This is a genomic window from Nocardia xishanensis NBRC 101358 (genome assembly GCF_001613365.1).
Classification (GTDB): domain Bacteria; phylum Actinomycetota; class Actinomycetes; order Mycobacteriales; family Mycobacteriaceae; genus Nocardia; species Nocardia xishanensis.
The window spans coordinates 47,604-68,321 of sequence record NZ_BDCF01000022.1; the positions used below are offsets into that span (position 1 = coordinate 47,604).

21 protein-coding genes are annotated in these 20,718 nt (G+C 69.6%); 12 read left to right on the forward strand and 9 right to left on the reverse strand.

What is annotated here, in order from left to right; genetic code table 11:
- Nucleotides 1-52 precede the first annotated feature (52 nt).
- Nucleotides 53-451 carry a succinate dehydrogenase, cytochrome b556 subunit gene (sdhC, locus tag NX1_RS19015; protein WP_068061001.1) on the reverse strand — a complete coding sequence of 133 codons (399 nt, stop codon included), beginning with the start codon at nt 449-451 and terminating at the stop codon, nt 53-55.
- 336 nt (nt 452-787) lie between these two features.
- On the opposite strand from sdhC, the gene NX1_RS35505 reads away from it, so the two are divergent.
- From NX1_RS35505 to NX1_RS19030, 4 genes are all read left to right on the forward strand, one after another.
- Complete coding sequence (locus NX1_RS35505; protein ID WP_084501557.1) at nt 788-1,189, forward strand: cytidine deaminase; 402 nt, start codon at nt 788-790, stop codon at nt 1,187-1,189.
- Between the two features lie 79 nt (nt 1,190-1,268).
- Nucleotides 1,269-2,558, forward strand: coding sequence for a thymidine phosphorylase (locus NX1_RS19020; protein WP_068061004.1), 1,290 nt, complete (start codon nt 1,269-1,271; stop codon nt 2,556-2,558).
- Between the two features lie 143 nt (nt 2,559-2,701).
- Complete coding sequence (locus NX1_RS19025) at nt 2,702-3,799, forward strand: adenosine deaminase (RefSeq protein WP_068061007.1); 1,098 nt, start codon at nt 2,702-2,704, stop codon at nt 3,797-3,799.
- Between the two features lie 54 nt (nt 3,800-3,853).
- Entirely contained in the window at nt 3,854-4,504 is a 651-nt protein-coding gene (locus NX1_RS19030) for a hypothetical protein (RefSeq protein ID WP_068061014.1), read from the forward strand.
- A gap of 36 nt (nt 4,505-4,540) precedes the next feature.
- Here NX1_RS19030 and NX1_RS19035 read toward each other — a convergent pair whose 3' ends face one another.
- The 5 genes from NX1_RS19035 to NX1_RS19055 all read right to left on the reverse strand — a co-directional run bounded on the left by NX1_RS19035 (nt 4,541) and on the right by NX1_RS19055 (nt 8,050).
- Entirely contained in the window at nt 4,541-5,791 is a 1,251-nt protein-coding gene (locus NX1_RS19035) for a SatS C-terminal domain-containing protein (protein ID WP_068061017.1), read from the reverse strand.
- Between the two features lie 26 nt (nt 5,792-5,817).
- Nucleotides 5,818-6,165, reverse strand: a complete 348-nt coding sequence (locus NX1_RS19040; protein WP_068061020.1) for a YbaB/EbfC family nucleoid-associated protein — start codon at nt 6,163-6,165, stop codon at nt 5,818-5,820.
- 109 nt (nt 6,166-6,274) lie between these two features.
- Nucleotides 6,275-6,616, reverse strand: coding sequence for a hypothetical protein (locus NX1_RS19045; protein WP_068061023.1), 342 nt, complete (start codon nt 6,614-6,616; stop codon nt 6,275-6,277).
- Nucleotides 6,613-7,737, reverse strand: coding sequence for a C40 family peptidase (locus NX1_RS19050; protein WP_068061027.1), 1,125 nt, complete (start codon nt 7,735-7,737; stop codon nt 6,613-6,615). Before NX1_RS19050 ends, NX1_RS19045 begins: the two co-directional genes overlap by 4 nt.
- A gap of 4 nt (nt 7,738-7,741) precedes the next feature.
- Nucleotides 7,742-8,050 carry a hypothetical protein gene (locus NX1_RS19055; RefSeq protein ID WP_245668575.1) on the reverse strand — a complete coding sequence of 103 codons (309 nt, stop codon included), beginning with the start codon at nt 8,048-8,050 and terminating at the stop codon, nt 7,742-7,744.
- A gap of 154 nt (nt 8,051-8,204) precedes the next feature.
- On the opposite strand from NX1_RS19055, the gene upp reads away from it, so the two are divergent.
- Nucleotides 8,205-8,828, forward strand: a complete 624-nt coding sequence (gene upp, locus NX1_RS19060) for a uracil phosphoribosyltransferase (protein WP_068061032.1) — start codon at nt 8,205-8,207, stop codon at nt 8,826-8,828.
- 37 nt (nt 8,829-8,865) lie between these two features.
- Here upp and NX1_RS19065 read toward each other — a convergent pair whose 3' ends face one another.
- Nucleotides 8,866-10,359 (reverse strand): phospho-sugar mutase, encoded by a 1,494-nt coding sequence (locus tag NX1_RS19065; protein ID WP_068061035.1) that lies wholly within the window; start codon nt 10,357-10,359, stop codon nt 8,866-8,868.
- Nucleotides 10,360-11,139, reverse strand: a complete 780-nt coding sequence (locus NX1_RS19070; protein WP_068061038.1) for a purine-nucleoside phosphorylase — start codon at nt 11,137-11,139, stop codon at nt 10,360-10,362. It abuts the gene before it with no gap.
- Nucleotides 11,140-11,466: 327 nt separating this feature from the next.
- On the opposite strand from NX1_RS19070, the gene NX1_RS19075 reads away from it, so the two are divergent.
- The 3 genes from NX1_RS19075 (at nt 11,467) to NX1_RS19085 (ending at nt 14,790) form a co-directional block, all read left to right on the forward strand.
- Nucleotides 11,467-12,171, forward strand: a complete 705-nt coding sequence (locus NX1_RS19075; protein ID WP_068061040.1) for an enoyl-CoA hydratase-related protein — start codon at nt 11,467-11,469, stop codon at nt 12,169-12,171.
- A gap of 79 nt (nt 12,172-12,250) precedes the next feature.
- A complete protein-coding gene (locus NX1_RS19080; protein ID WP_068061182.1) occupies nt 12,251-13,453 on the forward strand; it encodes a M20 family metallopeptidase in 1,203 nt (400 codons plus the stop codon).
- 170 nt (nt 13,454-13,623) lie between these two features.
- Nucleotides 13,624-14,790, forward strand: a complete 1,167-nt coding sequence (locus NX1_RS19085) for a M20 family metallopeptidase (protein ID WP_068061189.1) — start codon at nt 13,624-13,626, stop codon at nt 14,788-14,790.
- A 104-nt stretch (nt 14,791-14,894) separates the two neighbouring features.
- On the opposite strand, the gene NX1_RS19090 is transcribed toward NX1_RS19085, so the two are convergent.
- Nucleotides 14,895-15,374 (reverse strand): gamma-glutamylcyclotransferase family protein, encoded by a 480-nt coding sequence (locus NX1_RS19090; RefSeq protein WP_068061192.1) that lies wholly within the window; start codon nt 15,372-15,374, stop codon nt 14,895-14,897.
- Nucleotides 15,375-15,536: 162 nt separating this feature from the next.
- Here NX1_RS19090 and NX1_RS19095 point away from each other — a divergent pair, with 162 nt between their 5' ends.
- The 4 genes from NX1_RS19095 (at nt 15,537) to NX1_RS19110 (ending at nt 20,701) form a co-directional block, all read left to right on the forward strand.
- Nucleotides 15,537-16,946: an NAD(P)H-quinone dehydrogenase gene (locus NX1_RS19095; protein ID WP_068061043.1), complete on the forward strand. Its 1,410-nt coding sequence runs from the start codon at nt 15,537-15,539 to the stop codon at nt 16,944-16,946.
- A gap of 426 nt (nt 16,947-17,372) precedes the next feature.
- A complete protein-coding gene (locus NX1_RS19100) occupies nt 17,373-18,299 on the forward strand; it encodes a hypothetical protein (protein WP_245668576.1) in 927 nt (308 codons plus the stop codon).
- Between the two features lie 70 nt (nt 18,300-18,369).
- Entirely contained in the window at nt 18,370-19,431 is a 1,062-nt protein-coding gene (locus NX1_RS19105; RefSeq protein WP_245668577.1) for a DUF8176 domain-containing protein, read from the forward strand.
- Between the two features lie 91 nt (nt 19,432-19,522).
- Nucleotides 19,523-20,701 (forward strand): aminotransferase-like domain-containing protein, encoded by a 1,179-nt coding sequence (locus NX1_RS19110; protein WP_068061198.1) that lies wholly within the window; start codon nt 19,523-19,525, stop codon nt 20,699-20,701.
- Nucleotides 20,702-20,718 lie beyond the last annotated feature (17 nt).

Genomic DNA, 20,718 nt, shown 5'->3' on the forward strand with positions numbered 1-20,718 from the left:
CCGCAATGGCGGCTGCGTTCATGATTCCTTCGCTTCGCTCAGTCATTGGTGATCAGTGCTCCGTGAACAGGTAGAAGAACTGGCGGCCGACACCGGCGGCGGAGACCAGGACCCAGATGGCCAGCACGATCCAGAGCATCTGGCGCTGGAAGCGCGGGCCCTTGGACCAGAAGTCGACGAGGATCACGCGGACGCCGTTGAGCGCGTGGAACAGCACGCAGACCACGAGACCCATCTCCATCAGCGCGACGAGCGGGTTCTTGTAGGTCTCGATCGCCTGATCGTAGGTATCCGGGCTGACCCGGACGAGCGCGGTGTCCAAGACGTGCACGAAGAGGAAGAAGAAGATGGTGACACCGGTGATCCGGTGCAGCGCCCAGGACCACATTCCGGGGTCGCCTCGGTACAGCGTCTTCCGCTTCGGCTGGGCCGGAGCTTCGATCGTGGTCATAGAGTGCGGTGCCTCCAACGTCGTTGATGGACCCGGTTTCAGGTCCCGGGCCGGCCGCGTGAAGGGGGCGAATGCCCAGGTTGCTGCGCTGTGCTTCATGGGTGCCGTGGCACGTGCTGCATGTGTGCCGTGGCACGTGCTCCGTTTGCACGGGGCCCGCCGGGAACCTGAACCGATCTGTTGTGGACTCTAATCCTCTCGGATTCGCGGAACTAATTCGGCGTGCCGTGCGTTGCGCGACATTCAGCTGGGTTAGGTTTACCTTTGTTGATGCGTAATGGGGTGTGCGGCGGCCGTCGCGCGGCCTTGTGACGGTCGTTCGGCGGGAGGTTCAAGATGCCCAAAATCGAGTGGAATGTTTTGCGCGACAATGCTATTCGAGTTATGTGCAACGCCTATGCGCCCTACTCGCGTTTCCCGGTCGGCGCCGCTGCTCTCACTTCGGCCGGTCGAATTGTGAGCGGTTGCAATGTGGAAAATGTCTCATATGGATTGGGCCTCTGCGCCGAATGCGTACTCGTCGGTAACTTATTCGCGACTGGCGGCGGGCGTCTGACGGCCGTCTCGGTGTGCGATTCCCGCGGCGAAATCCTGATGCCGTGCGGTCGCTGCCGCCAACTTCTGCACGAGCACGGCGGCCCTGATCTCCTGGTCGATCACCACACCGGCCCCGTCCGGCTAGGCGCCTTGCTACCCGACGCCTTCGGCCCCGACGACCTGGAGGCCGGGCAGCAGTAGACGTCATCCGTCAACGGTCGGCTTCGAGCGTCTCCGGCGAGAACCCAGCCGTTCCGCGGTGTCGTGCCAGACTGGCCGGGTGACGGGTTCGGACGCGGTTTCCATCATTACGACCAAGCGCGACGGCGGGGAGCTCTCGGACGCGCAGATCGACTGGGTGGTAGACGGATTCACCCGAGGCGCGGTCGCAGACGAACAAATGTCGGCCCTGGCCATGGCCATCGTCTGGCGCGGCATGACGCGCAGGGAGACGGCCCGCTGGACCGCCGCGATGATCGCCTCGGGCCGACGGATGGACTTCACGGATCTGCCGCGCCCCACGGTCGACAAGCACTCCACGGGCGGAGTCGGGGACAAGATCACGCTGCCGCTCGCGCCGCTGGTCGCGGCCTGCGGCGCGGCCGTACCCCAGCTGTCCGGTCGTGGGCTCGGCCACACCGGCGGCACCCTGGACAAGCTCGAGTCGATCCCCGGCTGGCGGGCCGACCTGGCGACAACGCGTATGCGCGAGATCCTGGCCGATCCGAAGATCGGCGCGGTCGTCTGCGCCGCGGGCGCCGACCTCGCCCCGGCCGACAAGCGTCTCTACGCCTTGCGCGACGTCACCGGCACGGTCGAATCGATCCCGCTGATCGCCAGCTCGATCATGAGCAAGAAGATCGCCGAGGGCACCGGCGCGCTGGTGCTCGACGTGAAGGTGGGCGCGGGCGCGTTCATGAAGGATCTCGGCGCCGCCCGCGAACTCGCAACGACCATGGTCGAACTCGGCAAGGACGCGGGAGTGCGGACGGTCGCGCTGCTCACCGCGATGGACACACCGCTCGGCCGCACCGCGGGCAACGCGCTGGAGGTTGCCGAATCGGTCGAGGTGCTGGCGGGCGGCGGACCGGCCGATGTCGTGGCGCTCACCCTCGCGCTGGCGCGGGAGATGGTGGCGCTGGCCGGACTGGACGTCGATCCGGCCGACGTGCTCGCCGACGGCAGGGCGATGGACTACTGGCGCGCGATGATCCGCGCCCAGGGCGGCGACCCCGACGCGCCCCTGCCGCGAGCCAGGCACACCGAGACACTGCGCGCCGACCGCGACGGTGTGCTGACCCGCCTGGACGCCATGGGCGTCGGCATCGCCGCGTGGCGCCTCGGCGCGGGCCGCGCCCGCCAAGGCGATCCGGTGCAGTTCGGCGCGGGCATCGAGATGCACGCCAAGCCCGGCGAAACGGTCGCCGCCGGAGAACCGTTGCTCACCCTGCACACCGACACCCCGGAAGCGATCCCGGGAGCCGTTGCCGCACTGGCTGATTCGATCACCTTCGAGGAAGCCGCGCGCTCCGGCGAAGCCGCGTTGATCTTGGATCGGATCGTTTGCTGAGCGTGGGTTGCGTCCGGGCGGCCGGCCATGATCGGCAACGCCGCGTCGACGGGCTGTGGACCGCGTCGTAGCCGGACGGCAACGAGATGGTGCCACGCCGGAAGTTCGCTGCCGATTCCGCGCGGCGCGGCTAACGTGTGGTCATGACAGGACCGATGCCGCTCACCCTTGCCTCGATCCGCCAAGCTCCGAAGGCATTGCTGCACGATCACCTCGACGGTGGTCTGCGGCCCGCGACAGTGCTGGAGCTCGCCGCCGATTGCGGTTATGACGACCTACCCGCCACCGACGAGGCCGCCCTCGGTGACTGGTTCCGCGACGCGGCCGACAGCGGATCGCTCGAGCGCTACCTGGAGACCTTCGCGCACACCGTCGCGGTGATGCAGACGCCGAAGGGCCTGCGCCGGGTGGCCAGAGAATGCGCCGAGGACCTCGCCGCGGACGGCGTGGTGTACGCGGAGGTGCGTTTCGCGCCCGAGCAGCATCTGGAGCGCGGCCTGAGCCTCGACGAGGTGGTCGAGCACACCCTGGCCGGTTTCCGCGAGGGCGAGGCCGCGGCCGCCGAGGCGGGGCATTCCATCGTGGTGACCTGCCTGCTGACGGCCATGCGGCATGCGGCGCGGTCACGCGAGATCGCCGAGCTCGCGGTGCGCTGGCGCGATAGGGGCGTCGGCGGCTTCGACATCGCGGGCGCGGAGGCCGGCTTCCCGCCGAGCAGGCACCTGGACGCGTTCGAGTACATGCGGGCCAACAGCGCGCACTTCACCATCCACGCGGGCGAGGCGTTCGGGCTGCCGTCGATCCACGAGGCGCTGGCGTTCTGCGGCGCCGACCGGCTGGGGCACGGCGTGCGCATCACCGACGACATCCACGCGCCGGGCGCGCTGGCGGACGCGGAACTGGGACTGGTCGCGAACTACGTGCGTGACATGCGGATTCCGCTCGAGCTCTGTCCGTCGTCGAACGTGCAGACGGGCGCGGTGCCCGCGCTGGACAAGCACCCCTTCGACCTGCTGGCCCGGCTGCGTTTCCGCGTCACGGTCAACACCGACAACCGCCTGATGAGCGACACCACGATGAGTGCGGAGATGCTGAAGCTGGTCGAGACCTTCGGCTACGGCTGGAGCGATCTGGAGCGGTTCACCATCAACGCGATGAAGTCGGCCTTCATCCCGTTCCCGGAACGGCTGCGCATCATCGATGACATCATCAAGCCGGGGTACGCGGTACTGCTGGGCTGAGCGCCGACATCCGCCGCGGCCCGCCGGGGCGGTCTATCGTGGGATGTCGTGACGATGGTGCAGATTCCCGGTCGATTCAACGGCCCGCCGGATTCGGGTAACGGCGGGTACGTCGCCGGGCGCCTCGCCGAACACCGGGACGAGGACACGGTGACGGTCATGCTGCGCAACCCGGCCCCGCTCGACACGCCGTTGCGGCTGGAGGACGGCAAGTTGTTCGACGGTGAGCGTCTCATCGCCGAATCGCGGGCCGGGGCGTTCGAACGGGACACCCCGGGACCGGTCCCACGTGACCTGGCGGAGAAGGCTGCCAGCTCGTTCGAGACCAATGAGATGTTCGCGTACTGCTTCGTCTGCGGAAACGCGCGCGAGGACGGCCTGCGTTTGTGGCCGGGGCCGGTGCGCGCAGGCGTGGTCGCGGCCCCATGGACGCCGGACGAATCGCTGCCGATGGGCACGGCGCTGCTGTGGGCGACGCTGGACTGCCCAGGTGGCTGGTCGGTGCCGGACATGCTGTCCCAGCCCGCGCTGCTCGGCTCTATGACCGCCACGGTGCTCGACCTGCCCGAGGCGGGCGAGCCGTGCGTGGTGGTCGGAGAGAGTCAGGGCGAGCAGGGTCGCAAGATCTTCACCGCCGCCGCGGTGTACGGCGCCGACGAGCGGCTGCTCGGGCACTCCGAGCACATCTGGATCCGGCTGAAATAAGTTGGGGCCGAACGGATCCGGCCCCCACTCCGCGGACTACTGCGGCGCGAGCCGAGCCTCGAACGCGCGCTCGAGCTCGCGCCAGCTCTGCGCTTCCGCGGCGAACGGCGGGTTCGGCGCCATCCGGGTCGGGTCCGGATTGAGCAGGTAGGAGACGTACCAGCCAAGGGGAGTGGACTGGGCCAGCGCCTGCTCCACCGCGTCGTCCTCGGCGTAGTCGGCGGCATCGGTGAACAGTTCGACGGCCAGATCGAGCTGCTCGATGTCGACCGCCTCCGGGCCCTCGGCCAGATCGTCCGCCAGGCCGGGTAGCACGTAGACGTTCTCGTCGTCCACCTCGACCTCGAGCGAACCGTCCACGGCGGCGGTCTGTACCTCGGCGTAGGTGCTCACCTTCGCCAGATCGTGGTCGTGCTCGTCGGCCAGGTAGCGGGCGAGGGCGCGCTCGGAACCGAACACGGTGATCGTGCCGTTCTTGCCGAGGAAGATCGGCTCGTCGTCGAGGTAACAGCGCAGCGTGAAGTGGGTGCCATCCGCGGTCACGATCTTGACCGGGTCGATGCCGACCTCGTGCCAGAACGAGTCGTCCTCTTCCTCGTCTTCTTCCTCTTCGTCCAGGTCGACGGGCTCGAACTCCTCGTCCTCGTCGCTGTCGGCCGCGTCGTCGGCGTCGACCACGTTCTCCTCGGCGGCGAGCAATTCGGCTTCGGCGACCGCGACGGCCTCGGCGTCCACGTCCGGGGTGGCGACCACCGAGTCGATGGCGTCGAGCACCGCGTCCCAGTCCTTGGCGATGGCGGAGCCGATCTGGTCCCAGAGTTCCTCGCCGTCGCGCCCGACGAACGCGGTCACCCCGCCCGGCAGCGCGCCGAGCACGGGGTGCGAGCCGAAGAACTTGGTGACCGTCTCCAGCTCGCACACCTCACCGATGTTGCGGACCATGCCGAGGGTGTCCTCCAGCTCGGCGATGGTCTCCACGTCGGGGTCGCCCGCGGCCAGCTCGGGCACCGCGACCAGGTCGAAGCTGAAATTCTCCTCCGGCTCCAGTTCCACCGCCGACAGCCCGGCGACGACCTTCCACGCGGGATGGTCGACCAGATCGTTGTCGGAGTTGGTCCGGATGAACGCGGCAAGCTCGGCGACGGTATCGAAACCATAGAGGGAATCCTCGTGACCGAGGAATGCCATCCACTCGTCGTCACCGTCGCGCCAACGCGGTGCCCACAGGGTGACGAGATCGCCGTCGGTCAGGCCGAGCTCGATCGGGACGATGTCTCCAGAAGCCATGTGCGGAAGCCTATCGACCTTCCGGCTCAGGCACTATCCGGCCCGCCCCCAACGGCGCCCGCCGCGCCGCCGGGCGCCGGGGCGAACGACTCGTTCAGTGTCGCAACGACCTTCGACCGCTGCGCTCCGGCGTCCTCGGAGGCCTGCCGGCAGGCCCAGACGATCAGCTGGGAGACGTCGGCGGGCGCCATCGACGTGACCGCCTCGGACAGCGAAAGGCCGACCAGCGCACCCTCGCTGTTCACCTCGACGGTGACCGCGCCGTCCTCGGTCGTGAACTGGCCGCGCACCTGCTTGAGGCCGTACAGCGCGGCCTCCAGCGCCTCCAGTTTCTGGGTCGCGTTCGCGACGAGCGCGTCCATCTCTGCGCTCATGCCTGCACCTCGCTGACGCTCGGCTCCGGCATGCGCGCGGCGCGCTGGCACATGATTCGCTCACTGCGTTCGCTCATTGGGCCTGCACCTCGCTTCCCTCGGATCGCTCTCATACCGGCCTCATCCAGCTCGTCGGTCCCGTGTCGGCGTCGTCGATGCGATCCAGCTCGTCGACCGCCTGCTGCCGGGTGGGCAGTCCGAGCCGGTCGAGCACGTCCGCGGGCATGCCCGCCTCGGCGAGGACCTCGCGACGCTTGGCGCGCGCGGCGATGGCCGAGCGCTGGGTCAGGCGCAGGATCTCGTTGGCGAGAGCCTGTGCGCCGTAACGGTATTCGCTGCGTTCGAACTTGATCTCGACCGGCATGCCTTGATCGGTCGCACGCACCGCGATGGTGCCGGACCGGTTCTGGCTGACCGCGAGGGTGACGTTCGGAACCTGCTGATCGGTCATGCCGTCGGCCTGTAGAAGCCGTAGAACTCCATACCCATGTTCTCCGTTCGGATGGAACTGACCGAGACCGGATCGCCGGCCTCGACGAGTTGCCCGTTGCCGACGACCATGGCGACGTGACCGTCCCATACGGCCAGGTCACCGGGCATCAGATCGCCGGGCGAGACCTGCGGGTGCCCGATGTGCTGCTCCTGGGCCAAGCGCGGCAGTTCGACGCCCGCCTCGCCGTACGCGTATTTCGTCAGGCCGCTGCAGTCGATGCCGGCACCGGGGGAGTTGCCGCCCCAGACGTAGGGGGTGCCGACCGCGCTCAGCGCCGATTGGACCGCGGTCGCGGCCTTCTCGTTCGGCGCCTCGACGACGCTGCCATCGGGCAGGGTGATCTTCACGCCGTCCTTGCCGCTCGGCGTAGCGGTGGTGTTGCTGCCGGGCTTCTGCGAGTTGGACGAGCTCGAGTTGTTGCTGTTTCCCGGGCTCACCTTGGAGACGTTCTGCACCGAGCTGCTCGCGATGCTGGTGACCAGCGAACCGGCCTGGCCGACGACGCCCATCAGGCCCGAGATGCCGGAGCTCGCCGAGCTGGTCAGCGCGCTCGGCAGCGATGCGAGCGACGGGCTGGACGGTGGCGGGGTCAGCTGGGTCATCGACGCGGTCTGCGTGTCCAGCTCGTTGCGCACCCGGCCGACGACGCCGAGGCCCTGGTTCAGATGATCGATGGCGGTGCCGACCAGCGCCATGAATCCCGGCGGCGTCGTGATGGTCGGGCCGAGCGCCGTCGCGGTGCTCACGAAGGACTGCACGATGGTGTCGAGATCCTTCTGTCCGGTCTCGACCTCGGTGGCGGCCTGCTCGACGACGGTTGCCATCTCGTTGCCACGGTCCGAGATGTTGGCCGCGGAGGTCTGCACGCGCAGCGCTTTCGCGGTCGCCGCGTCGGCGGCGACGCCGTCCCACGCCGTGTTCATCTGATTGATGCTGTTGCGGCCCAACTGGTGCAGCTGATCCAGCGCCGCCGACGTGCTGGTCAGCGCGTCGGCCGGGCCGCCGGTGGGCAGCACGCCGGTGCCGAAGCTGCCGAGCAGATCGAGCAGTGGCTTGACGAGGAGGTTGACGTCGATCACCGGCTCATCCGTCCAGGTCGGCGGACCTCAGCGCGGCCGCGTTGTTCATGTCGGTCTCGGTGAGCACGGTCGCCGCGCCGGCCGCCGCGCCGCCCATGCTGGAAAGGACCGCGGACAGTTGCGCGATCGACGCGACGTGACCGGCGTGCGCCGCGGCGTACGCGGCCATGAAATCCCCGCCGATGAGGCCCATGATCGGACCGAGCAAGGCGGGCGAAGCGCCCGCGGCTCCCGTTGCGACACCGGCCATTTCACCGGCCATCACCTCGGCGGTGGCGCCGTAGGCAGCGATGCCTTCGGTGTCAGCCGACATCTTTGCCATAGTGCTTCCCCCATCTGTTCGTTCCCAGGCAGAGTACGTCATCCAATTGGTTCGACGCGCCGCCTTGCCATTCGGTTCCGCCGCGTCCGAAAAAATTCACGGAGACGTTCGACGCCGAACTCGCTTCGAACCTTATCGTTCCCTCATGCGTACGCACACCGTGGACCACCCACTCGCCGCCACACTGCTGACGACGATGCGCGACGCGCGCACGACGAACGCGGTCTTCCGTAACGCGCTGCGCGATCTCACCGGCATCCTCGTCTACGAAGCGCTGCGCGAGGCGCCCGTGACCAGGTACGAGATCGAGACTCCCGTGGCATTCGCCGAGGGCGTGCGGCTGGCCCATCCGCCGCTGCTCGTCCCGGTGTTGCGCGCCGGGCTCGGCATGGTCGACGCCGCGGCCGAGCTGATACCCAACGCACACGTCGGTTTCGTCGGCATCGCCAGGGACGAGACCACGCACCAGCCGGTGCCGTACATGGAGTCACTGCCCGCGGATCTCGCCGGAATCCCGGTGTACGTGCTGGACCCGATGGTGGCCACCGGCGGTTCCATGCGGCACACACTCGAACTGCTCGCCGCCCGCGGGGCGACGGACATCACCGCGGTCTGCGTCGTCGCCGCGCCGGAAGGCCTTGCCGTGCTGGAGAAGTCGGGGCTGCTGGAGCGACTGGTGACCGCGACCGTCGACGCGGGTCTGAACGCCGACGCCTACATCGTCCCCGGTCTCGGCGACGCGGGCGACCGCCAGTTCGGCCCGCGCTGACGCGCTCGACGTCGCGCGGCGAACAAGCGCTGCCCGGCTACAGCGCGCGGCAGAACTCGGAGAGCGCGGAGAGCCGTTGGGCGGCAGCGCTTCTCGCGGCGGGCAGCCCGGCGCGGTCGGCGACCGGCTCGACGACCTCCAGGTAGCACTTGAGTTTCGGTTCCGTACCGGACGGCCGGATCACCACCCGGGCGCCCGCGCCGTCGAAGACCAGCGCGTCGGTGCGCATCCGACCGCGCGCCTGGAGCAGGTCCGCGTATTTCATCGGCTCGCCCGCGATCTCGCCGGGCGGGTCGGCGCGCAGCCGCTCGACGACCGCAGCGGCGGCGTCGGCGTCGGCCAGCCGCAGTGCGACCTGATCGCCCGCGTGCAGCCCGAATTCGACGGCGAGATCGTCGAGTTCGTCGAGCAGCGTGCGCCGTTCGGTCTTCAGCCTTGCCACCAGGTCGGCGGTGAGCACGGCCGCCGAGATGCCGTCCTTGTCGCGAACGGCCGCCGGGTCGACGCAGTGACCGATGGCCTCCTCGTAGGCGTACACCAGGCCGTCGCCGGCGCGCGCCAGCCATTTGAAGCCGGTGAGCGTCTCGGCGTAGCGGGCCCCGCGGGCCTGCGCCAGCTTCGACAGCAGCCGCGAGGACACGATCGTGGTGGCCACCAGCGCATCCGGCGGGGCGGTGCGCAGCACGCAATCACCGAGCAGCACACCGGTTTCGTCGCCGCGCAGCATGCGCCAGCCGTCCGGCCCCGGCACGCCGACCGCGCAGCGATCCGCGTCGGGATCGAGCGCGATGGCCACATCGGCGTCCACTCGTTTGGCCAGCGCGAGCAGCAGATCGGCGGCGCCGGGCTCCTCCGGATTCGGGAAGGCCACGGTGGGGAAGTCGGGATCGGGCGCGAATTGCTCGGCCACTACGTGTACGTCGGAGAAGCCCGCCGCGGCCAGTGCTCGCACGGCGACCTCGCCGCCGACTCCGTGCAGCGGCGTCAGCGCGATTCGGACGTCGGCGCGCGGGCCGGGGCCGCCGACGAGTTCGGGGAGCCGGGCCACGCGCGCGAGATAGCGGCGCACGAGCTCGTCGTCGGACTCCGCGACGTGGACGCGCGGGATCGGCTCGCCGACCGCTTCGATGCAGCGCTCGATCTCGGTGTCGGCCGGGGCGATCAACTGCGAGCCGCCGTCGAGGTACAGCTTGTAGCCGTTGTCCGCGGGCGGATTGTGCGACGCGGTGATCTGCACACCGGCCACCGCGCCCAGTTCACGCACCGCGTACGCGACCACCGGCGTAGGCACCGCGCCGGGCAGCAGCGTGACCGGAAAGCCCGCCGCCGCAAAAATTTCCGCGACCGCGGCGGCGAAATCGGCGGAGCCGTGCCTTGCGTCGCGGCCAACAACGACGCGTCCGCCGCCGAGGCACCGGCCGCGCAACCAGTCGACGACGCCCGCCGTCGCCCTGCTCACGGTCGTCACGTTCATGCCGTCCGGGCCATCGCGCAGCGGCCCGCGCAGACCCGCGGTCCCGAATCGCAGCATCTAGAGCCGCTCCAGCACGCCGCGCAGCAGCTTGCCGAGCCGGGGCGCGGCCGCGTTGCCCTCGGCGAGCACCTCGGCGTGCGAGAGATGTTCGCCGGTCACGCCCGCGGCCAGGTTGGTCACCAGCGAGATGCCGAGTACCCGTGCGCCGAGCGAGCGACAGGCGATGGCCTCCAGCACCGTCGACATGCCGACCAGGTCGGCGCCGATGGTGCGCAGCATGCGGATCTCGGCGGGCGTCTCGTACTGCGGTCCGGTCAGGCCCGCGTAGACGCCCTCGGTCAGGCTCGGGTCGACTTCGCTTGCCAGCGCCCGCAATTCGGGGTCCCACGCGTCGACCAAGTCGACGAACGCGGCCCCCGCCAGCGGGGTGCGTCCGGTGAGATTGAGGTGGTCGCTGATCAGGACCGGCTCGCCGACCTGCAGGTCGGGCCGGATGCCGCCCGCCGCGTTGGTCAGTACCACGATCTCCGCGCCCGCCGCCACCGCGGCGGACACCGGGTGCACCACGTCGGCGGGCTGATAGCCCTCGTAGAGATGCTGGCGGCCCATCAGCAGCAGCACCGGCGTCTCGCCGACGTGCACCGAATGCACCATGCCGACGTGGCCCTGCGCGGTCGGTTCGCCGAATCCGGGCAGTTCCGGCATCGGTATCGACGCGGACGGCGCGCCGACCTCGGCCGCCGCGGGTTGCCACCCCGATCCCAACACGACGGCCACCCGGTGGCGCTCGACTCCCGTAAGTTCAGCGATCGCCTCGGCGGCCTGTTCGGCAAGCATGGGAAGAGTCTATGTTGCTGTGTCTGTGGCGCGCTGGCGCGCGCGGGGTTCGCGGCCCCTTATGTCTCGCTTCCCAGCAGCCGAGACTCGCGACTGCGTCGCATGCGTCTCGGCTGCTGGGAAGCGAGACGGCCGCGAACGGGCTCGTAAGACTCGCCCTGGGGTGGCTGGGAGGGCGAATATGTTGCGTTTGCGTCGCGTGTTCAGCGTTGGAAAGCTGGATTGTTCGCCGGGGAGCGATCTGTCTTTCCGGGGTTGCGTTCTCGCGGTGCGAGCGGTGCGTTACCCGCGAGTAGGAGTGGGCGCCGATGGCGATACGCTGCACGCATGCCGTATCTGGAGCGTCAAGGTGATGTGTTCGTGCTGTACCTCGGGAACGAGGGACAGACCGACAGCGAGAACCGCTTCCATCCGGACTGGATCGATCAGGTGCACGGGTTGTTCGACGAGGTCGAGGCGTCCGAGGGGCCCGCGGCGCTGGTCACAACGGCCACCGGCAAGTTCTTCAGCAACGGTCTCGACACCGACTGGCTGTTCGGCAACCTCGGCGAGATCCACGGCTACCTGGACAAGGTGCACTCCCTCTACACCCGCCTGCTCGCCTTCCCGATGCCCACGGTCGCCGCGATCAACGGGCACGCGTTCGGCGCGGGCGCGATGCTGGCCACCTCGCACGACTTCCGCGTCATGCGGGCCGATCGCGGCTTCTGGAGCCTGCCCGAGGTGCACCTGGGCATGCCGTTCACCGTCGGGATGAACGCCCTGCTCACCAACCGCCTGAGCAACCAGGTGTGCGTGCAGGCCATGACCACCGGCCACCGCTACCCGGCCGACCAGGCCGTCGCGGCGGCCATCGTGGACCAGGCCGCCGAAGCCGACGCATTGCTGGACACCGCCGTCGGGTACGCCGCGGCACTCGCGGGCAACCGCAAGCCGAACCTGCCGGTCATCAAGCGCGCGCTGCACGCCGACGCGCTGGCCGGACTCGCTGTGCCGACCACCAAGGAGAACCTGGCGTTCGCCGCCGGATAACCCCTGGTCCGGCCCCGATGTGACCGGACGCACCGGCACCGGCGCGCCCGAAGCGCGTCACAGTGCCAGACTGTGTCCCATGCCACCACCGAGCAGCGCCGACGACGCCGCGGCGGCGTCCGATGCCGCCGTGGCGGCCGCGGCCGAGCGGCTGATCGATCTGTCGCACGCCATTCACGCCGAGCCGGAGCTGGCTTTCGAGGAGACGCGCAGCGTCGCCAAGGTCATCGAGCCGCTCGCCGAGCGCGGTTTCGACGTCAGTACCGGCGTCGCAGACCTGCCGACGGCGTTTCGCGCGGGCTACGGAAGCGGGCCGCTGACGGTCGGCATCTGCGCCGAATACGACGCACTGCCCGGGATCGGGCACGCCTGCGGGCACAACATCATCGCCGCGTCGGCCGTCGGCGCCGCGCTCGGTCTCGCCGAGGTGGCCGACGAACTCGGCATCACCGTTGTGGTGCTCGGTACGCCCGCCGAGGAGAGCGGCGGCGGCAAGGTTCTCATGCTGGAGCGCGGCGTCTTCGACGACATCGCGATGGCGATGATGGTGCACCCGGGTCCGTACGACATCGCGGGCGCGCACTCGCTGGCCCTCGCCGACATCGGCGTGATCTTCCACGGGCACGAGGCGCACGCCAGCGCGGCACCTGAGCACGGCCGCAACGCGGGAGATGCGGTCACCGTCGCGCAGGTAGCTCTTGGTTTGCTGAGGCAGCATCTTCACCCTGGTCAGCAACTTCACGGTATAGTCAGCGACGGTGGCGTAGCCCCCAACATCGTGCCCGGACGTGCGGAACTGCTGTACTACCTACGCGCAGTCGACTCCGCATCTCTCGACGATCTGATGCGACGAGCGTCGGCTTGTTTCGAGGCGGGCGCCATCGCGACCGGCTGCACCCACGAAATCCGGACGCTCGCGCCGACATATACCGAGTTGACGCCCGATCCGGCGTTACTGTGTGCCTATCGCGAGCAGATCGCCGACCTCGGACGGGTGCCGATCGCACCGGAGCTCGAGGCGCAGCGACCGCTCGGCAGCACCGATATGGGCAATGTCACCAACGTCATCCCGGGCATTCATCCGGTCATCGGCATTGATGCCGGTGGGGCGGTGACACATCAACCGGGGTTCGCCGCGGCCAGTGTCAACGCCTCGGCGGATCGCGCCGTAACCGATGGCGCGGTCGCGCTCGCGCGTACCGCAATCGCCGTCGCCCGCGATGAAAAACACAGAGACAGGTTGTTGCAACGACTCGTTCAACGACAGGAGGACATTCGGTGAGCACTACAGGCCGACCGGCGGCGCGAGCGACGGGCCAGGAGGCGGCGCGCGCTACCACCGAGGGCCCCGCGAGTGCCGCATTGTCGAACACCTCGGCGCGAGCCACCGGGCCCAAGGGCGCGGCGTGCCTGAACCAGGAGGCGCCGGGCGGCGTCGCGACGAACAGCGTCGTGACCGGCCCGGATGCGGTCGATTCGTGGCTGGCCGAGCACGCGGTCGACCTCGTGCAATGGCGCAGGCACATCCACGCCAACCCCGAGTTGTCCCGCACCGAGTTCGGCACCACCGAGTTCGTCGCGGCCTGGCTGACCAAGGCGGGTCTCTCGCCGCAGAAGATGCCGGGCGGCACCGGTCTGATCTGCGACATCGGCCCCGATGGCCCGCGCATCGGCCTGCGCGCCGACATGGACGCGCTCCCGCTGCAGGAGTTCACCGGTCTCCCCTTCGCCTCGACCGTGCCCGGCGTCTCGCACGCCTGCGGCCACGACGCGCACACCACGATCCTGCTCGGCACCGCGCTCGCCCTCGCCGAGGTGCCCGATCTGCCGGTCGGCGTGCGGCTGGTTTTCCAGCCCGCCGAGGAAGTGATGCCGGGCGGCGCGATCGACCTGGTCGCCGCGGGTGTGATGGAAGGCGTGGAGCGGATCTTCGCGCTGCACTGCGATCCGCGCCTCGAGGTCGGCCGCGTCGGCATCCGCGTCGGCGCGATCACCTCGGCCGCCGACACCATCGAGCTGGTGCTCGACTCGCCGGGCGGCCACACCTCGCGGCCGCACCTGACGAGCGACCTCGTCTACGCGATCGGCACCGTGATCACCGGCCTGCCCGGCCTGCTCAGCCGCCGCATCGATCCGCGGACCAGCACCGTGATGGTGTGGGGCGCGGTGTCGGCGGGCAAGGCGCCGAACGCCATACCGCAGACGGGCATGCTCACCGGAACCGTCCGCACCGGTGACCACGCGACGTGGTCGCTGCTCGAGCCGATGGTGCACGAGATCGTCGACGGTCTGCTCGCGCCGACCGGGGTGCGATACCAGCTCAACTACCGCCGCGGCGTGCCGCCCGTGGTCAACGACGAGCACTCGACCAGGCTCTTCGAGGACGCGATCCGCGCGCTCGGCCCCGACGCGCTGGCCGACACCATCCAGTCCGGTGGCGGCGAGGATTTCTCCTGGTACCTGGAGGAGGTGCCGGGCGCGATGGCGCGCCTCGGCGTCTGGTCCGGCCACGGTGAACAGCTCGATCTGCACCAGCCGACCTTCGACCTCGACGAGCGCGCGCTCGAGGTGGGCGTGCGGGTGCTGTCGAACATCGTGCTCCAGCAGCCGCCGCGCTGAGTTCTCGCGAAGAGCCGAGTTCTCGCAGAAAGACTCGAGTAGTCGAAACGAGAGAACCCCGCCGCCCGGGTGAGCGCCCGGCGGCGGGGTTCTCTCGTTCGTTCTCAGATCGAGTAGTTTCCTGGTCCCACGTTGCGGCTGTTCCTGGTGCGTAGCGCGTGCACGTATTCCTCTGGCGCGCCCGCCTTTTCGGCCGCGTCCGCCATCACGCCGAGGTAGCGCGCGGAGGGTAGGCCGCCCTCGTAGGCGTCCAGCACGTACAGCCAGGCCAGCCGCGGCTCGGTGCCGCTGCCCGGACTGGGCGTGACGCGCAACCGGATCTTCTTGTGGATGCCGAAGTCCGAGCCCTCCCAGCGGTCGAGCAGTTGCTCGTCCTCGGGTGAGACGTCGTAGAGCACGACGAACACCCGCGACCCCGGATCCTCTACGACCGTCGCCAGCGGCCCTTCCCACCCGATGTCGTCGCCGGCGAAGGTCAATCGCCAGCCCTCCAACCAGCCGGTACCGGACATGGGGGAGTGCGGACAGCGCTCGAGCATTTGGGTCGAGTCCATGTTGGACCCGTAGGCGGCGTAGATCGGCACCTGCAAAGGGTAGCCAATGATGCCACCGGATCGCCGCTATCCCGCCCACATGACGCCGTGTTCCCGGCGCAACGGCCAGGTGTGGCGCGACCGACAACGGCCCGACCACTAACGTTAGCCAGGTACCGGAGATCCCGGTCGACAGCTCGAGCGGAGGTATCCATGACCCGCATTGCGATCATCGGTGGCGGACCGGCCGGTTATGAGGCGGCCCTCGTCGCGGCACAGCACGGCGCGGACGTGACACTGATCGACCGCGACGGCATCGGTGGCGCGTGTGTGTTGTGGGACTGCGTCCCTTCCAAGACCTTCATCGCCTCGACCGGAGTGCGCACGGATCTGCGCCGGGCCAGGGACCTCGGAATCACGCTCGATCCGAGCCAGGCGGGCGTCCAGCTGCCCGAGGTGAACGCGCGCGTCAAGGCGCTGGCACTGGCCCAGTCCTCCGATATCCGTTCCAAGCTGCAGTCCGCGGGCGTGACCGTGCTCTCCGGCTGCGCCAAGCTGGCCGAGAACGGGGGAGGCCGGGCGCCGCATCGCGTGCTGGTGAAGCTCGACGCGGGCCGCGAGCGCGAACGGACGATCGAGGCCGAGGTGGTGCTGATCGCCACCGGAGCGAGCCCGCGCGTGCTGCCAGGCGCCGAACCCGACGGCGAACGCATCCTGAACTGGCGTCAGCTCTACGACCTGCGCGAGCTGCCGGAGACCCTGGTGGTGGTCGGTTCCGGTGTGACCGGCGCCGAATTCGTCTCCGCCTACACGGAATTGGGCGTCCGGGTGAAGCTGGTGTCCAGCCGCGACCGGGTGCTGCCCCACGAGGACGCCGACGCCGCCCTCGTGCTGGAGGAAGCGCTGGCCGAGCGCGGCGTCGAGTTGGTGAAGCACGCGCGAGCCGACGCCGTCGAGCGCACCGCGGAAGGCATCGTGGTCAAGCTTTCCGACGGCCGCACCGTCGCGGGCACGCACGCGCTGATGACCGTCGGTTCCACACCGAACACCGAGGACCTCGGCCTGGAGGAGGCGGGCGTCGAGCTCGATCGCGGCGGCTACCTGCGGGTCGATCGCGTCTCGCGCACTTCGGTGTCCGGCATCTACGCCGCGGGCGACTGCACCGGCCTGCTTCCGCTCGCCTCGGTGGCCGCTATGCAGGGGCGCATCGCGATGTATCACGCGCTGGGTGAGGGCGTCAGCCCGATCCGGCTCAAGACCGTCGCCTCGGCCGTTTTTACCCGGCCGGAGATCGCCACGGTCGGCGTCAGCCAGAACGCGATCGACAACGGCGAGGTGCCCGCGCGCACCGTGATGCTGCCGCTGAACACCAACCCGCGGGCCAAGATGTCGAGTCTTCGCCGCGGCTTCGTCAAGATCTTCTGCCGCCCGGCCACCGGTGTGGTGATCGGCGGCGTCGTGGTCGCGCCGATCGCCTCCGAGCTGATCCTGCCGATCGCGCTCGCGGTGCAGAACAACCTGACCGTCAACGATCTCGCCCAGACCTTCTCGGTGTACCCGTCGCTGACCGGCTCGGTCACCGAGGCCGCCCGCCTCCTCATGCGCCACGACGATCTGGATTGACGCGCCGCGCCGCGGTTCTCGCGGCGCCATCGCTCGACGCGTCGAGTGACGTTGTCGGCTCGGGTATTTCACCGCGTTGCCTGCACGGCGCAACTGTGGTTGACTGCCCGCAGAGATGCGATCGGCGGGCGGTCGCGTGGTTCTGGTGTGGGGGGAAGGTCCTTTCCGAAACCGAACAGCGAACGGCCCTCGGGTAGTTCGGCGATCGCGGCGCGTCTCACCAGGGACAAAACTGAGTGCGACCGAATCGGCCGCACCCGGGAAAGGGATTGGCGAAAAGTGAAACATCGTAAGCCGAGTCGGGCGCAGCGAGCGATGGCTAGCACATCGTTGCCACTGGCCACCGCGGCCGCTGTGGCTACATTGTTCGCGGCGCCGGCGGGGGCAGTTCCGAACGATCCGAGCACACCGACCACACCGGCTCCGGTGCAGCCTGGCACCGAGACGCCGCAGGCCGAGAACACGCCGGAGACCACGCAGCCGCAGCCGGGCAAGCCCGAGCAGGCGGACCCGAACAAGCCGGAGGCGAAGCCGACGCCGAGCCAGCCGGGTGTCACCACTCCGGATCCGAACCAGGTGATGCCGGATCCGAAGAAGGACCCGAAGCTAGCGGCGCCGACCCAGCCGGGTGTCACCACGCCGCGCGTCGCGCCGCTGCCGGTGCCGGGGCAGGTCGAGCCCGTGCAGCCGGTCGTCGTCGTTCCCGGCACCGAGTCGAACGACCCGAAGCCGGGGCAGCCGGGCCAAACGCGGCCGGGCGGCGAGAGCGGTGCCCAGCCGGGTGGCGACGCCGACGCGCGCGCCGCGCAGCCGGAAAAGCCGCGCTCCGCAACGCCTTCGGAGTCGGAGACGCTGGTGCAGCAGCCGCGCTGGGAGGCCCCGCGCCTGCAGACCGCGCCCGCCGCGCCGGTCGTCGAAATGACCGGCCCGCACCAGGAATTCGGCGCCAACATCGACGGCGGCGCCGTGCTGCCCGGTTTCGTGGCCAACACCCACCACTTCCGGAACGAGGCCGGTTACGTCGGCACTGTCGGTTACAACACCCCGACCGGTAAGGGCGAGGCCGGTGTGTCGGTCGAGTTCGTCGACGTCAACACGATCAAGGTCACCAGCTACACCGGTGGCGAGGGTCTGGCGCCCAACACGAGCTCCTTCGTGCTCGACACCACCCAGGTGAACCTGGCCAAGGCGTCGGTCGAGCAGTGGATCGCCGCTCAGCCGGGTGGCGCCGCCGCGCTGGAAGCCGCCGCGCAGGTTAAACTTCCGCCGATTGTTCCGCCGGGCGAGTTGGCTCCGCAGACGGTCGACGTGGCTGGCGTGACCACGCAGTGGGGTGGCTCGTTCCAGTACTGACACGAGCTGTTCAACGGGTGGGGCGGTCGTTCTCGACCGCCCCACACGTGTGTTCTGGAAAGGATTGGGTGTGGGCTCCGAGGGTGACGCGAAGGACAACGAAGCCGACCGGCCCGGGTCACAGTTCGGTCCGCCGCTGAACGAGTTCGGCCCGCCGACCGGGGATTTCGGCCCGCCGGTCGGCGGCGGCTTCGGTCCGCCGGTGAGCGAGTTCGGTGGTCCACAGCTGGGCGAGGTCGGTCCGCAGTGGCCCGAGCCCGCGGGCGATCATCCGGACGTCGGCTGGCGGCCCGCCGCCGAATCGCCGCCCGTCCCGCCGACGCCGCCGCAGTATCGCGCGCCCGACGCCACGGTCTTCCCGGACACCCCGCCCGCACCGCCGGCGCGCCCCGCGCCCGAGGCCGAACGGGACGTGTCCTCCGATGCGACCGTCCGGCACACCGTCGCGCCCGCGGGCGCGACGCCAGAACGCTGGTGGAACAGCCCGAGCGAATCCGGCGAGGTGCCGAAGCCGCCGCCGAGCAAGTCCGACGCCGGGTTGTCCTGGGCCGACGATCCGATCGCCAAGCGGCTCGCGCCGAGTGCGCCCGTCGCGTCCTCCAGCAGCTCCGGCGGGAGCAACACCCGCTGGATCGTGCTGGGTGTCGCTGCCGCGCTCGCCGTGCTGATCGGTCTCGTTGTGACGATCGTCGCGGTCAACGGGGGCGATGACGAAGGCGCGACCGCCGCGCCGCCGCCTGTTTCTACCAGCGCCGCCGGAGGATGCCCGTCCGCCCGCGACGGCAATATGACCCGCGGCAACGGCCCTGGCGGCACCGACAGCGGCCCGGACGCCATCCTCGGCTTCCAGTACGCGTTCTATGTCGAGCGCAGCGGCGAGCGGGTGCGCAAGTTCGTCGCGCCGGACGCGGTGAACATCTCGACCGGCGAGGTCATCCAGAAGGCCATCGACGAGCTGATCCCGAAGGGGACGACGCACTGCCTCTGGATGTTCGAGGTCACGCCTGGCACCTACGAGGTGGACCTGCGTGAGCATCGTCCCGACGGCTCGACGATCGTCTACAAGCAGACCGTGACCACGGTGGAGAAGGACGGCAAGACCCTGGTCTCGTCCATCAAGGAGCGTCCGTAATTCTCATATTTTGAGATAGGAATTTCATATTCTGGTAGCGATGTGCGACAGTGGGATATCGCGTACCGTGGCGTTCCCCTGGGAGGTTTCCATGTCGCCGACTGTTCCACCGCTGGCAGGCAAGCTCGGCGGACTGAAGAGCTCGGCGATTCGTGACCTGCTCAAGCTGACCGCGCGGGCCGAGGTGATCAGCCTCGCGGGCGGACTGCCGGACGCGGAACTGATGCCGCGCGAGCGCATCGCGACGGCGGCCGATTCGGCGCTGCGCGGCAGCGGCTGCCTCCAGTACACCGAATCGCCCGGCTGGGCCCCGCTGCGCGACGTGCTCGCCGAGCGCGAGTCCGGCCGCCTCGGGCGCTCGGTGCCGCTCGACGAGGTGTTCGTGACGCACGGTTCGCAGCAGGCGCTGTCGCTGCTGGCCGAGGTGCTGCTCGATCCCGGCGCGCTGGTGGTCGTCGAGGACCCGGCGTACGTCGGCGCGCTCCAGGTCTTCCGCGCGGCCGGTGCGCGCATCGTCGCGGTGCCGCTGGACGGCGAGGGCATGCGCGTCGACGTGCTGCGCGATTTGCTCGCGCGCGGCGAGCGGCCCGCGGTCGTCCACACGGTGAGCAACTTCCACAACCCCGGCGGGGTGACCATGAGCAGCGCGCGTCGCCGCGAACTCGCCGAACTCGCGCAGGCCCAAGGCTTCTGGGTCATCGAGGACGACCCGTACGGTGAACTCTGGTTCGACCAGCCCGCCCCGGAACCGGTGGCGACCTACTCGCCCAACGTGATTCGGCTCTCCAGTGCGTCCAAGATCCTGTCGCCGAGCCTGCGGGTCGGTTGGATGGTCGCCCCCGACCCCGTGTGCAGGGCGGTGGAACTGCTGAAACAGGGCGCGGATCTGTGCGGTTCGGCGCTCACCCAGCAGATCGCCGCGGAGCTCCTCGCGGACCGGGACTGGCTCACCACTCACGTCGACCACGTCCGTGGCGTCTACGGCGAACGGGCCAAGGCCCTGGTGCACGCGGTGCGCGCCCGCTTCGGCGACCGCGTCGTCTGCACCGACGCCGCGGGCGGCATGTTCGTGTGGGCCGACTTCACCGATGGCACCGACACCCAGCTGCTGCTGCCGCGCGCCTTGGACGCGGGCGTCGCCTACGTGCCCGGCGCGGCGTTCGCCGTCGAGAACGGCTACCGCAACTCGATGCGCATGTGCTTCACCACCTCCGACGCGGCCGTGCTCGAGCAGGCGGTCGACCGGCTGGCCACGGCGCACGCCGGATGACGCGCCGCCCGCCCCGC

Coding starts and splice junctions, on each gene's coding strand:
- NX1_RS19040 (WP_068061020.1), bottom strand. CDS start 6,165: ATGAGCGCAGAGATGGACGCGCTCGTCGCGAACGCGACCCAGAAACTG.
- NX1_RS19075 (WP_068061040.1), top strand. CDS start 11,467: ATGCCGTATCTGGAGCGTCAAGGTGATGTGTTCGTGCTGTACCTCGGG.
- NX1_RS19055 (WP_245668575.1), bottom strand. CDS start 8,050: ATGTCGGCTGACACCGAAGGCATCGCTGCCTACGGCGCCACCGCCGAG.
- NX1_RS19110 (WP_068061198.1), top strand. CDS start 19,523: ATGTCGCCGACTGTTCCACCGCTGGCAGGCAAGCTCGGCGGACTGAAG.
- NX1_RS19045 (WP_068061023.1), bottom strand. CDS start 6,616: ATGACCGATCAGCAGGTTCCGAACGTCACCCTCGCGGTCAGCCAGAAC.
- NX1_RS19035 (WP_068061017.1), bottom strand. CDS start 5,791: ATGGCTTCTGGAGACATCGTCCCGATCGAGCTCGGCCTGACCGACGGC.
- NX1_RS19095 (WP_068061043.1), top strand. CDS start 15,537: ATGACCCGCATTGCGATCATCGGTGGCGGACCGGCCGGTTATGAGGCG.
- sdhC (WP_068061001.1), bottom strand. CDS start 451: ATGACCACGATCGAAGCTCCGGCCCAGCCGAAGCGGAAGACGCTGTAC.
- NX1_RS35505 (WP_084501557.1), top strand. CDS start 788: ATGCCCAAAATCGAGTGGAATGTTTTGCGCGACAATGCTATTCGAGTT.
- NX1_RS19065 (WP_068061035.1), bottom strand. CDS start 10,359: ATGCTGCGATTCGGGACCGCGGGTCTGCGCGGGCCGCTGCGCGATGGC.
- NX1_RS19030 (WP_068061014.1), top strand. CDS start 3,854: ATGGTGCAGATTCCCGGTCGATTCAACGGCCCGCCGGATTCGGGTAAC.
- NX1_RS19070 (WP_068061038.1), bottom strand. CDS start 11,139: ATGCTTGCCGAACAGGCCGCCGAGGCGATCGCTGAACTTACGGGAGTC.
- NX1_RS19080 (WP_068061182.1), top strand. CDS start 12,251: ATGCCACCACCGAGCAGCGCCGACGACGCCGCGGCGGCGTCCGATGCC.
- upp (WP_068061032.1), top strand. CDS start 8,205: ATGCGTACGCACACCGTGGACCACCCACTCGCCGCCACACTGCTGACG.
- NX1_RS19025 (WP_068061007.1), top strand. CDS start 2,702: ATGACAGGACCGATGCCGCTCACCCTTGCCTCGATCCGCCAAGCTCCG.